The organism is Desulfosarcina sp., from assembly GCF_046496365.1.
GTDB lineage: Bacteria > Desulfobacterota > Desulfobacteria > Desulfobacterales > Desulfosarcinaceae > Desulfosarcina.
Genome location: NZ_JAWOHB010000182.1, coordinates 1 through 15,482, shown reverse-complemented (window position 1 = coordinate 15,482; position 15,482 = coordinate 1). Strand labels below are relative to the sequence as shown.

The 15,482-nt window shown below is 58.2% G+C and carries 11 protein-coding genes; 3 read left to right on the top strand and 8 right to left on the bottom strand.

Features of this window, described 5'->3' with window-relative positions:
- Nucleotides 1-24: 24 nt before the first annotated feature.
- The 5 genes from R6V78_RS18260 to R6V78_RS18240 form a co-directional block, all read right to left on the bottom strand.
- Nucleotides 25-1,065: an NAD-dependent epimerase/dehydratase family protein gene (locus R6V78_RS18260; protein WP_410290819.1), complete on the bottom strand. Its 1,041-nt coding sequence runs from the start codon at nt 1,063-1,065 to the stop codon at nt 25-27.
- 2 nt (nt 1,066-1,067) lie between these two features.
- Nucleotides 1,068-2,738 (bottom strand): fatty acid CoA ligase family protein, encoded by a 1,671-nt coding sequence (locus R6V78_RS18255; protein ID WP_410290818.1) that lies wholly within the window; start codon nt 2,736-2,738, stop codon nt 1,068-1,070.
- A gap of 37 nt (nt 2,739-2,775) precedes the next feature.
- Nucleotides 2,776-3,693, bottom strand: coding sequence for an alpha/beta fold hydrolase (locus tag R6V78_RS18250; RefSeq protein ID WP_410290817.1), 918 nt, complete (start codon nt 3,691-3,693; stop codon nt 2,776-2,778).
- Nucleotides 3,694-3,695: 2 nt separating this feature from the next.
- Nucleotides 3,696-10,754, bottom strand: coding sequence for a beta-ketoacyl synthase N-terminal-like domain-containing protein (locus R6V78_RS18245; protein ID WP_410290816.1), 7,059 nt, complete (start codon nt 10,752-10,754; stop codon nt 3,696-3,698).
- 166 nt (nt 10,755-10,920) lie between these two features.
- On the bottom strand, nt 10,921-11,100 hold the full coding sequence (locus R6V78_RS18240; protein WP_410290815.1) for a hypothetical protein: 180 nt from the start codon (nt 11,098-11,100) through the stop codon (nt 10,921-10,923).
- On the opposite strand from R6V78_RS18240, the gene R6V78_RS18235 reads away from it, so the two are divergent.
- Nucleotides 11,089-11,994 carry a universal stress protein gene (locus R6V78_RS18235; protein ID WP_410290814.1) on the top strand — a complete coding sequence of 302 codons (906 nt, stop codon included), beginning with the start codon at nt 11,089-11,091 and terminating at the stop codon, nt 11,992-11,994. The genes R6V78_RS18240 and R6V78_RS18235 overlap by 12 nt on opposite strands.
- A 122-nt stretch (nt 11,995-12,116) precedes the next feature.
- Entirely contained in the window at nt 12,117-13,106 is a 990-nt protein-coding gene (locus R6V78_RS18230; protein WP_410290813.1) for a DnaJ domain-containing protein, read from the top strand.
- Here the strand turns inward: R6V78_RS18230 and R6V78_RS18225 are convergent, their stop codons facing one another.
- The 3 genes from R6V78_RS18225 to R6V78_RS18215 form a co-directional block, all read right to left on the bottom strand.
- Entirely contained in the window at nt 13,107-13,688 is a 582-nt protein-coding gene (locus R6V78_RS18225) for a hypothetical protein (protein ID WP_410290812.1), read from the bottom strand.
- Nucleotides 13,689-13,781: 93 nt separating this feature from the next.
- Nucleotides 13,782-14,342, bottom strand: a complete 561-nt coding sequence (locus tag R6V78_RS18220) for a YceD family protein (protein WP_410290811.1) — start codon at nt 14,340-14,342, stop codon at nt 13,782-13,784.
- Between the two features lie 152 nt (nt 14,343-14,494).
- Nucleotides 14,495-14,851, bottom strand: a complete 357-nt coding sequence (locus R6V78_RS18215; protein WP_410290810.1) for a cytoplasmic protein — start codon at nt 14,849-14,851, stop codon at nt 14,495-14,497.
- A gap of 219 nt (nt 14,852-15,070) precedes the next feature.
- Between R6V78_RS18215 and R6V78_RS18210 the strand changes: the two genes are divergently transcribed.
- On the top strand, nt 15,071-15,482 hold a 412-nt coding region (locus R6V78_RS18210), incomplete at its 3' end, for a cation diffusion facilitator family transporter (protein WP_410290809.1).

Genomic DNA, 15,482 nt, shown 5'->3' with positions numbered 1-15,482 from the left:
CCGGCAACACCTTTTACCATTTTTTTAAGGAGATAGGGAAGCGCTTTCCGCCAGCCAGGCCCGGAGCCGTTTCATCCCTTCATCGATTGAAATGTGGGCAGCGTAACCCAGCTCCAGCTTGGCGGCGGAAATGTCAAACCAGTGCGAGGTGGCCAGTTCACGGGCTACGAAGCGCGTCATCCTCGGCTCCCCGGAAATGCCGAATGTGCGGTATGCCCACTCCAGCAAGGCGCCCATGCCATAGGCTGCCGCGGGTGACAGGGTGCGGTTCAGCGCTGGTTTTCCACCGGCAGCCAGGATGCGGTCCACCATCTCCCACAAGCCGATGGGATTGTCGTCGCTGATAAAATAGACCCTGCCCGAAACCGCCGGGTTTTTCCCCAGCGCCTCCATGGCCAGCACGTGGGCGTTTGCGGCGTTGTCCACATATATCGTGTCCACCCGGTTTTTACCATCACCTACCCGCCGCAGGCTTGCGGCCCGGGCGATGATTCGAGGCGCCAGGTGATTGTCCTGCGGTCCCCAGATCAGATGCGGCCGCAGGGCGACGGTTTTTAATTCCGCGCAGGCCGCCGCCATCACGGCCTGTTCGGCCATGGCCTTGGTCTGCGGGTAGGGCGAATGGAAATGGGTCGGGTAGGGGGCCGACTCGTCCACCCCCTGCATATCCTTGCCGTCAAAGACCACACTGGGACTGCTGGTGTAAATCAGGGCGGGCACCCTGCAGGATCGGCAGGCGGCGATCACATTCTGCGTACCGGTTACATTGGACCTGAAATAATCCGCGAAAGCGCCCCACACGCCGGTTTTGGCGGCCACGTGAAAAACGGCGTCCCTGCCGCGAACGGCGTCCTTGACCGCGCCGGCATTGGCCAGGTCGCCGCAAAACTGCCTGACACCCAGGGCATCCAGCTCCGGGTAGGAACCCCTCGAAAAACTGGCCACCCGATGACCATTGGCCAACAGCTGCCGGACAATGGCTTTGCCCAGAAAACCCCCGCCACCGGTCACCAGAATCTTTCTGGGCGGGCATCTTGCCGTTGATAGATCGGTTTTATTGTCCATGATTACCGTTTTTTCTCGGCCCAGGCGGCCAGTTTTTCCCTGAAAATCTTTGAGTTGTGGCGAATGTCGACGGGAAATGCCCGGTGGAACAAAATGGTCCGGATGGTTTCCGTGATCGGGTTTTGCTTGGAGAGCGCCAGCAGTTCTTGCTCAAGTCCTTTTTTATTCTTTCCGTTGTCGCCGGGTTCGAGTTCGATACAGACAATCGGCTCTTGCCGTCCCTGGGGCCCCACACCCACCAGGGCGCTGCGGAACACGCGGGGATGATTGTTGAATATGGATTCGCAGGGTATGGTGAACAGGGTGCCCTTTTCGGTGATCACGCGGTGGTTTTTGCGTCCGCAGAACCAGATGCGGTTTTTTTTGTCCATCCAGCCCAGGTCTCCCATGCGGTGCCAAAAGGTGTCTCCGTCGGTGATCTTGGCCAGGGCGTCGTCGCGGGGCCTCTCAAAGTAGCCTCGGGTCACCTGATCGCCGCGAACGGTGATTTCACCGATTTCGCCCTCAGCTACGACCAGGTCGTCACGCCACTGGGCAATCGGACCGTCGGAAATGCGGATGATGCGCACGTCGGTACCGCTGATGGGCTGCCCCACGCACATGCCATAACCGTGTTCACTGAGCTTGCGGGTTTCGTTGAGAATCTCGTCGCTGCCGAACGAACTGACCGGCATGGCCTCGGTGGCGCCATACCCGGTGTGGATCTGGGCGTCATCGGTAAGCATGCTGCTGAACTGTTCGATATTCGCCGGCGTGGCAGGGGCCCCGGCGGAAATAACCCGTTTTAATGTGGGCAGCTTGATGCCCTTTGCTTTGCCGTAGCGGCCGACACGGTTGAGCAGGGCAGGGGAGGCGAACAGGTTGGTGACGCCCTGATTGATGATGGCCTCGATGATTCGCTGCGGATTGACCCTTGCCGGCTGGGTGGGATCCATATCCGGGATGATGGCCGTCATGCCCAGGGCCGGGTCGAACAGGGCGAAAAGGGGAAAGGTCGCCAGATCGATTTCGTCACGTGTGATGCCGAAGTGGGTGCGAATGGTGCGCACCTGGGCATCGAAGACGCCGTGGGTGTAAAAGACCCCTTTGGCCGGACCGGTGCTGCCGGTGGTAAACAGGATGGCGGCGATCTCATCGGCGCGGGTGTTGGCCATGGCATAGGGTTCCCAGTGCCGGTTGCGAATCTGGCGCAGATTGAATCCATTCCAGAAAAAACGGCGGCCAACGGTTATATATGTTTTGACACCCTTGAAATAGGCGGGGGCAATCGTTCGCAGGATATGGGCCGGCGGGATGCCGATCAGGGCCTGGGCCTGACTCTCCTTAAGGCAGTTCAGCATCCGCGCAACGCCCATGCCCGGATCCACCATGACAGGGACCGCACCCACCTTGAACAACGCAAAGACGAGCGTGAAGAAGTCCAGGCTGGGCTTGACCATGAGGATGGTGCGCACGCCGCGGCTGACACCCACATCGTCCAGCCCCTGGGCCAGGCAGTCCGACTCGATGTCCAGCTGGCGAAAGGTGAGGTGGGTGTATGCCTGCCGGCCTTGGCTGTCCCTCCCGCATGGGCAGACCACCGCACGCTTGTACGGCTGGATGCGGGCCATGTCGCGCAGACAGGTGGCCACGTTGACAATTTTCTGGTCAGTTGATGGGTTCGTTTTTTCCATGGGCATTTTTTTGTGGCTGCTTCGACGGTGCCGTATGCTATCCCCCTATCGGATGCCGGTTCAAAAATCGCTTCACCCGTTCAATGATCGGCCCGGGAACATCCTCCATGAGGTAGTGGCCGGCATCGTCGAATAGATGGGTTTCGGCTAGCGGAAAGCGCCGGCACCACTCGTGGTAATAATCCAGGTCGAACACGAAATCATGGCGCCCCCACAGGATCAGCATGGGGATGTGCGCCAGGGTGGCCAGTCGGCTGTCCACACGGGCGACGATATCGAAACCGGCATCGCCGGGAACCAGGGGGATAGCCTGGACGAATCGCAGGGTGGCCAGCCGGTTAAGCGGACAGTTGTAAGGGGCCAGCAGCCCTTGTTTCACCGTTGGGCACAGCCGCTTCCGGGGGGCCATGTACAGGGCACCTCTGGCAAACAGGTTCCCGTACAGGACCGCAGGCGTGGCCAGGAGGCCGAGGTTGCGAATGATCCTGAGTCGAAGGGGAATCCGTTTGCGGCCCGGTGGGAAAAAACCGGCAGTGTTGGTGAGGATGATCCGGGCCACCCGTTGCGGGTTGGCCACGGCCCAGGCCATGCCGATCATGCCTCCCCAGTCGTGCACCAGGAGGGTAATCCGGTCCAGTGCCAGATGATCCATGAGCGCCGAAAAATCATCCAACCGGCTTTGCAGTGAAAAGTCGTATCGCTCGTCGTCGGGCTTGTCCGACAGGCCGCATCCCATGTGATCCGGTGCGATGGCGCGATAGTCCGGTGCAAGGGCGCTGATGATGCGCCGAAAGAAAAATGACCAGGTGGGGTTGCCATGCAGCATGACCACCGGATCACCAGCCCCCTGGTCGACGAAATGGTAGCGCAGTCCTTTGCGGTCCAGAAAATGAGACTCGAACGGATATAAATCCAGGTACGCCTTCGGATCGACCGTATTACGACAATGGATCATGGTCACCCATTTCCGGCCGCTGGAACAAGGGCCAGTTCAAAATTTTCCATTTTGTAGATGGGCAGGCCGTCGACGCTGAGCAAACCGTCGGCCCGGATAACCGGATCCGGACCCTCGATCACACGGGTAATCATGGCCTCCACGATTACGATTGTGTTCCTGGGGATAACCTGCCCGCGATAGGTCCAGGCGTGGCGGCTGTTTTCCCCCATCCGGAACTGGTGGGATGCCGCCAGATGCGGCCAGCGCTTGATTGCCATCGCTTTGATCAGCTGTAAAAAGGACTCTAACCCCAGCGAGCCCGGGCAGACCGGATCCTGATAAAAATGGGCCTTGAAGAACCACTCGTCGGGGTCCACTTGTTTCACCCCGCGAATATAGCCCAAGGCGTGGGCACCACCGTCCGCCAGGCAAGCGTCGATGCGGTCGATCATCAGCAGGGCCCTGCCCGGCAACAGCAGCCTGTCTGCGGTAACGGGCCTGCCGGCGGCTTCATCCGGGCTGTGGGGTGGCTCCTTGGGCAAGTGCTGCGCGCCATCGGTCCGGTCAGTCCAGACAGCCATGGATTTTACCATGGGATCCGTATGCCCCAGACCCTTCTGATCGCCCAGCGCCCCGGAGGAAAAAAAGCCGAAATAGGTATTACCGGTATAGACGGGTTCGCCATCGGCCAATACCTGAAAATCGAAATTTTCAATAATCATGTCTGCCGCTTTGCTCACCTTGGTGATCCGGCAGCGCATGGTCAGTGTACCGGAGGCGGGAATCACCTGCCGGTGGAGGACGGCGTTGCCTCCCAGGTTGCGGAACTTCAGATCCCGCTGGCTGCGCAGGGCCGACCCGGCATAGGCCGCCAGCCACCCGCAGGGTTGCAGGGCGATTTCCAGCAATATGCAAAAGGGCATGACCCCGGAGCGGTCGGCGGAAAAATACCATTCGTCTGGGGGGATGTCATACTGGGCGGTAACCCAACCGCCAGCTGCCAGGACCCAGGGATCCGGCTCAACGCGGACGACCCGGTCCATGAAACAGAAGGGTGGTCCAGGAAGGCGGGCGATTTTACGGCTTCGGTCAAAGATGCGGTAAGGCTCACCAAACGCCTCGGAAGGATTCCCCGAGGCAAAAGCCAGGATGGACGCCCGATCGTAAAGGGGGCTTGAGGGGGTCGTCGATTCATCGGCGGGCGCCGGCTTTTGGTTGCGTTGAAACCATGGGGCCTCGATCTCCTGTCGGCTGATCCCGGTCATTTTTATGGACATATCTTTGAAAGAGACGATCGGGCGACCGTCGGCAAACATGTGGGCATCGGCGATGGTAAAGGGTTCGGGTCCGTATCCGATTTCACTGATCTGAATTTCGTAGTGCACGTGACCGGTGGCCGGAGTGACCGGTCCGCGGCATTTCAGCCGGGCGCCCTTGCCGATCACCGGTTCGTAGCACACCCCGGGTTTGTCCGTGACCCAGCCCATGCGTTGAAGAAACACACGCAGGGTGTGGGCGCAGCATTCGTACATCAGTGTGCCCGGCATTACCATGTCGTCCACGAAATGACACACGAGGAACCAGTCGTCGGGCTGAATGTCCGCTTCGGCCCGGATCAGTCCCAGTCCGTAACGCCCGCCTTCAGGGTCCAGGTCGAGGATGCGATGAATCAGGCGCATGCGGCCATCGGGCAGATACAGCGAGGCAGAGAGGCCGACGCCGTTAAAAAGCGGGCCGAAACAACCCTCCAGGTCTCCGCGGCGCAGGGCTTCAACCTGGTCGTCTGAATAGGATTCCCTGGCCATGGGTACCAGCGGCTCCCAATCAACCGGACGTTTGCCGGGTATAGGGCTGCGCTCCTCTCGGGACAACATGATGCCGCCGGAGTTGTTGACTTCGTCCTGGGTGAAGAAGCCGGCGCAACCGTCATGCATGCTGATCAGGTGCGTGTCGCCGATATAGCCTTCGAAACGGAAAAAGAACATCCAGGTTTCACCTTGGCGCGCAAACCGGTCGATGGCGATCTCATAGCGAATGGTCTCGCCGGGGCGGGGCAACCCCCGATGAAAGCGCACCACCGCGTCCAGAAGGCGGTAGGCCCGCTCTCCCTTGACCTGATGATCGATGCCCAGGTAGGCGCTCAAAAAAAGGTCCGCCTGTCCGGCCTCCACACTGATGCACACCGGGGCACGGTCGCCATCCAGGTACCAGGCACCGGGCAGGACGTCGTGCTCGGTGACCACCCGTCCCGATTCCATGGAGCACATTGTCCCGTCTATGGCGGTGATGCGGTCCACCAGCATCAGCGGTTCGTCGGGCAGGCGCACCCTTACCCGGTAGGTGTCGACCACGTTGAAGAGCGGTCCCAGCACCCGACCGACGCGTCCGACGGCGAATTCCATACACATCTGGCGGTCAAAGATGGGATCGGGTGACCCAAGCGGTGTCCGGTCGACGTCAGTCGGAAGGGGCGACGGATCATCCTTTCCACGGGCACCCAGGCCCAGCAGTCGTGTCTGCAGGTCGAAGGTCTCGGCATAGGAGCGGGTCAGTGACTGGGAAAGGTCAAGGAACTGCTGATGGGCACTGGCTGTGGCTTCCAGGTTTCGTCGTTGCGCCTCCAGCAACTGCAGCCAGGGCGCACCGGAAGATGCGCCTTTTTCAACTGGGACCGGCGATGCTTGTGTGGGTTCCAAGGCTTCGGACCATACCGGCGGCAGGCGGTAATTTTCAGTTTCCAGCGGCAAAGATCCCGGCGGTTTCACCTCGGTCAGCGACTCGGGCAGCGTGGGACAGAGCATGGGGCCGCCCACGGCAACCGGTACGATCTTTCGCGCACTGACCGCAACGGGTGGGGTCGATGGTTCGCAGCCGGCATAAAGCGTGCTCAAATCCATGCGTACGCGCTCGGTGGCCAACCGGGCCAGGCATCTTAAAAGCGAAGCGATCTCATTCTCGGTGCCATGGTTGGCGGCCACGGCCAGGTGCGGTTGGTCATTCAGGATTTGATCAATCATGCGGGTGCATGACCCCCGAGGGCCGACCTCGATGAATATCCTGCTGCCATCGGCATAGGTACGTTTAATCGTCCGGATGAAGTCAAAACCTTCAATTGCTTGTTTTTCAATTGAATCGGCACAATTTTCCGCGGTAACCGTGTATGCGGCGGCCCAGCTGCAGCTGTAAACGTCCAGCCCCGGTCTGATGGTGGTCGCAAACAGGTGTAGCCGGCGGTAGGCATCGGCCACGGGGGCGGCCGCATCACAGTGCACAGTGACCACTCCGTCCAGGTAGACCGCCTGACAACTCATGGATTCGATGGCCTGCTCCACAGCCTGTTCCAACCCGCCGATGACACATTCATTGGGTGAGTTGACGATGAGCAGCCGCACACGGGGTATCCTTTCGAGGGCGATGCGCACCTGTTCCTGAGGTCGGTTGACCACTGCAGCCCGCCAGACGACAGCCTCACCTTCCGGAATCCGCCATGCCTGCCGCAGGGCCAGGCAGGGTCCGGCAAGCTGGGTGGTGAACAGGTCGGTTGACTGCATGCGTACCAGCATCTCACTCCGGTCCGGCCAAACCTGTTGGGCGAATAGGGCGGCGGACTCTCCTAAACTGTAGCCGATGATGGCATCTGCACGCAGGTTGAACCGGTCGAGAACACGGGTCATGAGACTGCCGAAAACCACCTGCCCGAAAATCATGTTCAGGGGATCACGCTTGAGGCGGACGGCAGCGTCCAATTCCCATCCGGGTTGCCATGCGCGCCGCCAGGGCATCAGGTCCCAGGGTCGGAATTGGGTCTTCAAATGGGTCGTTTCCCGGTCCATCTGATCGACAGCAGCAGGGAACTGCAGGGCCAGATCGCGCCCCATGCCCAGATAGTGATTGCCTGATCCCGGATAAACCAGGCTGATGCGGGCATCTCTGCCGATGGGGTGCCTGCTGAAAAATACCTGCCTGGAATGCGGATCGGATCCTCCGGCGGCAATGGCCTGGTGTGCGGCCTGGATGACGTCACGGTGGTTGCTGTCCGATGTTAGGATCAGGGCGATGGCCAGGCTGTGGTCGGACCGCGGCGGATGTAAATTCATCCATCGTCCGGCGATCGATTCAGCCGGTTCCTGACCGGTGCTGCGAAATACAATTTCCTCCAATTTCAAGAGCCCTTCAATCAGATGCGGTGGTGTGTCTCCGGTGATCACGAAAAGACCGCAGCGGTGATCAAGGGCCGGTGCCGGGTATTGGGTTTCGATTTCGGAGGCGTTGTTTTCGTGCGCTTCAAGCAGCACATGGCCGCAGGTGCCGTCCAGGGTGATCGACGCACAACAGGCGGTTCGGGGGCCGCTTTTGCGATCCCGATACCAGGGTTGTGCCCGATTGGGTATGTGAAACATTTCAGCGGCTTCTACCTGACGGGTTGATGGATCAGGCTCACGGGTGTAGCCGGCAATGGGCGGCAGGATGCGATGGTGCAGACACAAGGCTGTTTTTGCAAGGGATGCCAGGCTGTCGGCGGCGCCCGTATACCCGCAGACGGGTTTGGCTGACCCCAAAGCAATGGCTGTTGACGGATCGCCCGGGTTGTGCCTTGAAAAAAAATCAGCAAGGGCGGCGATCTCCATGCGGTCCCGTTCGGGAACACCCGCGCCGTGGGCCTCGATGTATGACACGGAGGCGGCGGACAGGCCGGATCGACTGAAGCATTGGGATAGCGAGCGAACATAGGTCGACTGGCCGACACCGGCCCTTTGCGGATCGTCGCCACCGGCGCTGCCGATTCCGCGGATGACGGCATATATCCGGTCCCCGTTCTTTCTGGCCTGGTCCAGGCGCTTTACAACCAGGGCCACCGCCCCGTCGCCGGGAAGCGTACCATCGGCTGAGGCATCGAATGGCCGCACGGTGTTGGTTCGAGAAAGCGGCAGGAACTGATCCATACGGATCACGCTGCGCCCTTCAGCCGCCAGATCCACTGCACCGACCAGCATGGCGTCGGCAGCCTGGTGCTGCAGTATGTCTGCAGCAACCTGGAGTGCCTTGAGCCCTGACGCGGCATCGGCGGCGACCACGAAACTGGGGCCGCCGAAACGAAATTCCCGGGCCATGCGACTGGCGACGATACCTCCCAGCGCTCCCAAAACCCGCGACGGGGTCAGGGGCGGACTGCAGCCATCTTTCAGACTTTCCAGCCATTGGGCCATTGCGTCGTCGCTCAGGTTCAGGCCATGCAGGGCGTTCCAGTGATTGACTGCCGGATGGAGCTGCCAGCGCAGGTGGAAGTTGGTGGCCTCGAAATCGAACCCGATGCCGAATACCACCCCCATGCGCTCTCGGGGTTCACGCAGTGACAGGCCGGCATCGTTCAGCGCGCCGGCACCGACCTTGAGGGCCAGCAGCTGCTGGGGCAGAATGTCACGGATCTCATTGGGCGGGATCTGGAATTGTCCGATATCCACGTGCAGTCTGTCGATATACGCCCCTTTGGGATTGGCGCCGTCAAGTGCACGCACAAACGTCGTATCTGCCCCTTTCCAGCGGCCATGGGGTCGATCCGTGATGGCACTGTGGCCTTGGAAAACAGCCTGGGCATATGATTCCAAGTGATCCAGGGATCCCAGGGTGACATCCATACCCACAATCGCCAGTGGAACAGGTGTCGCAGAAACAGGTCTTCTGCCTACGGATATGGGTTGGCGATCATTGCTTAGGGCCGCCGATGGGGGACCCAGCCACTCTTCCAAAAGGATATGGGCATTGATTCCGCCAAACCCGAAAGCGCTGACCGCTGCCCGTCTGGGGCAGTCGGCCGCGCGTGCTTTCCAGGGCGTTGCCTTGGTTTGCACCCTGAATGGGCTTTGCGAAAGCGGGCTGTTATCCGGGGCCTGCTCATAGTTGATCGAGGGTGGCAGGACTCCCTGTTGGATGGCCAGCAGGGTTTTGATCATCCCGGCTGCACCGGCGGCGGTCAGCAGGTGGCCGATCATGGATTTCACCGAGCCGATGGCGCAGGCGCCGGGAGGTGATGATCTGCCCCGCCAGAGTTGAATCAGACTCTCAATTTCGGTGGTGTCGCCGGTGCGGGTGCCGGTGCCGTGGCATTCGATATGGTCCACCTGCCATGGATGCCAGCCGGCCGATCGGTAAGCCATTTCCATGGCGCGAACCTGACCCTGACTTTCCGGGGCCAAAAGATTGCCGCGCATGTCGTTGGAAAGTCCGATGCCCCGGATTACAGCATGAATGCTGTCACCGTGATCGAGGGCATCGTCCAAGCGTTTCAATATTAAAATCCCCACGCCTTCGCCCACCACCAGACCGTCTGCCCGCATGTCGAAGGGTGCACAGCGGCCCGAGGGTGACAGGGCCTGCAACTGACTGAACCCCGTCTGGGTGTAAAGGCATTCGGGCCTGGACACGCCGCCGGTCACGACCATATCCGCCCGGTTGGCCCATAGCGCCTCGCAGGCTAGTTTAACGGCATAGATCGATGAGGCGCAGGCCGCGTCCAGCGTGAAGCTGTCGCCGCCAAATCCCATTTCCGCTGCCAGTAGCGCGGCCGGCAGGCCGTCCACCCGGCTGGTCAGCGCCTGTGATCGGGTGATCTCCACCGCTGAAGCCCGACCCTGCGCAAACAAACGATTTTCAATGGCCTTTCCCAGGGTTTGCCGGCAGAATGCCGAGGCGCTGTCCGTGGGCAGGGCAATGGCTGCCAGGATGGTATCCACCCGGCGCGGATCGACTGGTGCGGTAATGCATGCGTTGACGGCACGCTTTCCGGCGGTGAGGGTGAACTGGTAGACCGGATCCAGGTGACGGGTCAGATCCGGATTCAGGCGAAAGGCGCCCGGATCGAAGGTGAAACCATTGACCAGACAGGCGTGTCGGGAGTAAGTGTGATCCGTCTCCAGGCGGGTGCTGAGTCGATCCCGTATCGGTGCGATCCAGCGGCTTTCCGGAACCGGTGCGGATTGGTCGATGCCGTTGACGATATTGTGCCAGAAGACATCCAGGGTCTTGGCACCGGGAAAGATGCCATCCATTCCCACGACGGCGATAAGCGGTTGTCTGTCCATATCAGAAATGTTTACGACGATTGATAGCGGGCTGGAAAGGCCTCGAAATTTATCAACGTGATGATCCGCGATTCGGTTGATTGCCAAAACTAAATTACATACCCGCTTCATGGATTTTACGCAAGTTTGAATCAATTTCCACGCGGTTCAATGGATACCCAATTTATCATTTCGACGGCATGGGTTGACCTGGATTGTGCCTCAAAAGGAAATTGGGATTTGTTTTGACAGCAGCAATGGCTGCCGCTATTGTATAGATCACGATGATTTTGCGGTGCGTTGCACCCGCCTTTCGGGCATCGCCTTCAAAACCAAAAAAAACAGGAGGTGGATCATGAAAATCCATATCCAAAAGATCCTCTGCGCAACGGACCTTTCCGATTTTTCAAATTCGGCCGTCATTCAGGCCATCGGCATGGCAACGGCGTTCGGATCAAAGCTCTCTATCTGTCACGTGATCGATCTGCCCATGGTCAGCATGCATGGGACCGCCTTTGTTTACCCGCAGGATCAGATCGATGAGATGAAGGCCAACGCCCTCAATCAGATCAAGGGCCTGGTGAAAGCGTCCAACCTCGATTGGGAAGCGGTGGTCCAGACCGGTCCGATCTCCAGCACGTTGTGCCGTCTGGCCGCTGAAAAACAGGCCGACATAGCCATCGTATCCACCCATGGCCACACCGGACTCAAGCGGTTGTTTCTCGGTTCGGTCACCGAAAGGCTGCTGCGAACCATTGGCTGTCCGTTGCTGGTGGTTACGCCGTCCGAAAAAGCGCCAAGTGCGGAAACGCAGTTCAAGGGCTTCGGTTTCAAACAGATCATGGTCGGTTGCGACTTTTCGACGGATTCCGGCAGGGCGGTCGAATTCGGGTTCAGTCTGGCTCAGGAGTTCGAAGCCGTGATCCACCTGGTGCATGCGATCGAACCTTTTGTATACCGTGACACGATGTTGCCGAAAAGCTTGAAAACCGAGGCCCTGACCGAGGCAACCACCGACTGCCGCAAACGTCTGAATGACCTGGTACCGGCGGATGCCCACAACTGGTGCGATATTGAGTTCGCCTGCAAGGCAGGCAAACCGTTTGAGGTGTTGAAGAATTACGCCGAGGCAAAACAGGTTGACCTCATCGTGCTTGGCGTGCGGGGTCATTCCCTGGTGGAAACCATGCTAATAGGCGCCACGACCGACCGGGTGATCCGCAATGTGGCCTGCCCGGTGCTGTCGGTCTGCCCGCCATAGCTCGGTCAGCGTTTTGAAGGATTATGCCTTTTTCCTGAAGACGGTAATTTTAGAACCGGATGCCCTGATCCTAAATCGCAAGTCAGCCGCCACCTGACCGGTATGAACAAGGACCTGCCCGTATGTATCTTGCCCGATTGCCCGATAAGACGCAGGGTTGCCGTTACCTGATCCGGCAATCCTATGCCGATGGCGCCTGCTATCGGAGCCGTGATTTATTTGATCTGGGCGCCGATCCATCCCGGTTTATCAAATATCCCGGCGGAAACGGTTTTTACATTGATACAGTGGTGGAAGAGGCCATCGCCGATCTGGGAGTTGCCGCCTCGCAGGACGACCTGGAGCCCCTTTTCATACCATTTTTAGCACCCCATATCAGGCGGGTGATCGATGGTTTTGACCGCAAAGCACGGGCCCACAGGTCCGCCGACAGCTGCAGGCCCGCGCATGCGTTGCATTGGTTTGACCGCTACCGATTACATGTTCTTAAGCTGGGAAGGCTGGACGTTTGCGAATTAAACCGCGCACCGGACCGGTTCTATGCCAATCTTCATTGCAAATCCCGCGACGAAATCGAATATGATTTTGTGGCGGCGGAACGCATTCTTAAGACCGGGGAGCTGGCCCACTACACGTATCAGATTTTCGACCTGCAGCGATACTTCAGCGAAAATTTTGCGCGCCGCCGACCCGAATGCCTTGATCCGGACCGCATGGACCGTTTTTTCGTCAAGACCCTGTGTCAGCTCAACCTGGACGAAATTTTCTGGCAGGGCAGCGATGCGACATCCGGTTTGAAACCCCATCTGGTTCGTTATGCAATCATGTTTTTCGACAGCTGTTTTCCTTCCGGCGACCCCTTCCGGGATTATTTGCGGGATTTCATGAATCGGCACCGGATCCATCGGCCTCCGCAGCGTGTTCAGATCGGACTGGCGGAATCCGCCCGGTTGTTCGGGGTGACAACGGATATGCTCAAGAAGATGGACTGCCGGACATTGACCCGGCAGTATCGAAAACTGGCCCATAAACATCATCCGGACAAAGGCGGCAACCCGGATACATTTGTCAAGCTGAATGCGGCGTATGAAAAGTTGTTGAATAGCCGATGATTATGCCTGCGTGGGTGCAGGCGGGGGCGTCCTGCTTATTTTTTCCTGGTAGGTTGAGAGCAAAAAAAGCGTTGCCAGTGGTTGGGTAAACAGAACGCCGATAAACACCGATCCGCCGATCATGGTAATGGCCATGAAGATAATTACCACCACCACATGATCAATCAGGTCTCCACGTCTTCCCATGGCATAGCTCTCCTTGACCGCATCGACAATGCCCATGTGTTTGTCGGTCATCAGCGGCAGCATGTAGATACAGCAGAAGGCGATTGCCAAAACGATGATGATCCCGGGCAGAAAAAGCAGCATGAAACCGATGGCGCTGGCAACGAAAACTGCGACGCCGAATCCCAGAAGCGGCAGAAACAGATTCATGTGGGCAAACAGATCCTGAACCTTGGGTTCCCGACCGCTGCGGATCAGTTGAAGCAGGCTCTGGGTGTAACCGGCCGTGATGACTGGAGCCAGAATGCCCAGCGTTAACGTACTCACCGCCACCATAACCAGGGTCATGAGGATCAGCGAGACAATATTGCCAAGGGTCAGATTCCAGGCGGTTTCGATGTGGCGCTTAAAATTCATGGGTTCTCCTGAATGAAAAAAGGTTAACAAATATATCGATTTAAATATATTTAACTATCTTTATTAATTAGACTTTTATATTTTCATCCGCGGCTATTCCTGTTTTTTGGTGAAGGCAAGGGTTTTAAGGGCAGCAAAGGGGTTGGTGTCATCACGGGAAATGCACTGACACGGCGTCTTGTTGCGATCGGCACCACAGTGGCTGCATAATCCCTTGCACCGCTCTCGACAAAGGGGCTTGAAGGGCAGGGCCATGATGAGCTGCTGGGCGATCTCGTCCCGGAGGTCGATGCGCTCTCCGTCGTAGACCATCAAGTCCATATCATCTGCCGCCAGTTCGATCTCCTGCGCATCTTCCGGTTCAATCACAGATGCAATTCCAGGAACCGCCGTGGCTGAAAAATCGGTTTCGATATCCAGATCAAAACGTTCGAGGCATCGGCTGCAGGGCAGATTCACTCTGGATTTAAGCATCCCGTTAATTTGAACGGTCTCACCGCTTCGGGTTGCGTGGATACTTACACGAACCGGCTGGGTGAATTGCACGCCGCTTTCGCTTAATACCGCGTCCAGCATGCCCAAGCGGTCGGCATCCACCGCTTCATCCAGATTGAATCCCTGCTCGGTGATACTACCGATGTAAAGGCTTGGCATATTTGGAAATGATACGAATCCAAAGTGTTGTGACCATGTCCTTGGCCATTCCACGCAGGCAAGAGCGCCACGGATGTTTATTTTTCGGTATGCCACCTTCGCGGCGTCTTTTCACTCCGGCAGCCGGCATGACGATCGACCCGGATTTGCGCTTATCTGCCGGGAACGATGATTCGTGAACCGCCGTTCTGCTTTTTCTGTTCCTCCGCCTGCATTTTCCTGATTTGCTGCACCATTTGGGCCATTTCCTGCTCCATGGCACCGGGGAACGCCTCGATGGCTTCGGCCATGTTGTTGGCCGTCAATCTGGCCTGCAGGGGCAAGGGACCCTGTGGCGTCAGGATTTGCGTGTGGCCGAAAAAAATGGGCGCCCGACTGGGATCGTCCTTTCCATCTGCGGTGACCGGAATCATCCGTCGAATGGATGCCACTTTAAGGTCAGTGATGGCATCTTCCCGGTATAAGTTGGTGGCATCTACTTTAAAATCAATTTGTTCTTGTCCTGCCATGAAGGTGCTCCGCTGGTTGTGGGTGGTTGGCCATCGGCCAAAAAGATGGGTCAGCGTATCTGATTTTAATCCGTGTGTCACGGAGTTTATGGGACTGCAGCCGCCCCGGTTTCAAAGCGTCACCGTGTTGAAGTTTTTTACCGCCCGGCTTATAATCGTCAGCATATGCAAACCGAAGAAAAATCATTGTCCACAGGTGGAACCCAATTTAAGTGCCGCATGACCGCGATTAGTGTATCCCTTTTTGTGTCAGTGGTCTTGATGGCCGTTAAATTCTACACGTACAGGCTGACCGGTTCCTCTGCGGTCCTTTCCGACGCACTGGAGTCCATCATCAATGTGGCCGCTGCCGCTTTTGCCGTAATGAGCATCTGGATGGCGGCCCAACCACCTGACGTGGATCACCCCTACGGTCACGGGAAAATCGAATTTTTTTCAGCCGGTTTTGAAGGCGCACTGATCATATTTGCAGCCATCGGGATATTCAAGACCGGTGTCTCCCGCCTTATGGCGCCCGAACCCCTTGCCAACCTGCAAGCGGGACTGACCATTCTTGTGGGGGCCTCCGCGATCAACCTGCTGCTTGGCATCGGGTTGGTAAGGGTCGGTAAAAGGGTTCAATCCATGACCC

Bases quoted from the DNA above. Each gene is read 5' to 3' on its own strand.
- R6V78_RS18260 (WP_410290819.1), bottom strand. From the start codon at position 1,065: ATGGACAATAAAACCGATCTATCAACGGCAAGATGCCCGCCCAGAAAG.
- R6V78_RS18255 (WP_410290818.1), bottom strand. From the start codon at position 2,738: ATGGAAAAAACGAACCCATCAACTGACCAGAAAATTGTCAACGTGGCC.
- R6V78_RS18250 (WP_410290817.1), bottom strand. From the start codon at position 3,693: ATGATCCATTGTCGTAATACGGTCGATCCGAAGGCGTACCTGGATTTA.
- R6V78_RS18245 (WP_410290816.1), bottom strand. From the start codon at position 10,754: ATGGACAGACAACCGCTTATCGCCGTCGTGGGAATGGATGGCATCTTT.
- R6V78_RS18235 (WP_410290814.1), top strand. From the start codon at position 11,089: ATGAAAATCCATATCCAAAAGATCCTCTGCGCAACGGACCTTTCCGAT.
- R6V78_RS18240 (WP_410290815.1), bottom strand. From the start codon at position 11,100: ATGGATTTTCATGATCCACCTCCTGTTTTTTTTGGTTTTGAAGGCGAT.
- R6V78_RS18230 (WP_410290813.1), top strand. From the start codon at position 12,117: ATGTATCTTGCCCGATTGCCCGATAAGACGCAGGGTTGCCGTTACCTG.
- R6V78_RS18225 (WP_410290812.1), bottom strand. From the start codon at position 13,688: ATGAATTTTAAGCGCCACATCGAAACCGCCTGGAATCTGACCCTTGGC.
- R6V78_RS18220 (WP_410290811.1), bottom strand. From the start codon at position 14,342: ATGCCAAGCCTTTACATCGGTAGTATCACCGAGCAGGGATTCAATCTG.
- R6V78_RS18215 (WP_410290810.1), bottom strand. From the start codon at position 14,851: ATGGCAGGACAAGAACAAATTGATTTTAAAGTAGATGCCACCAACTTA.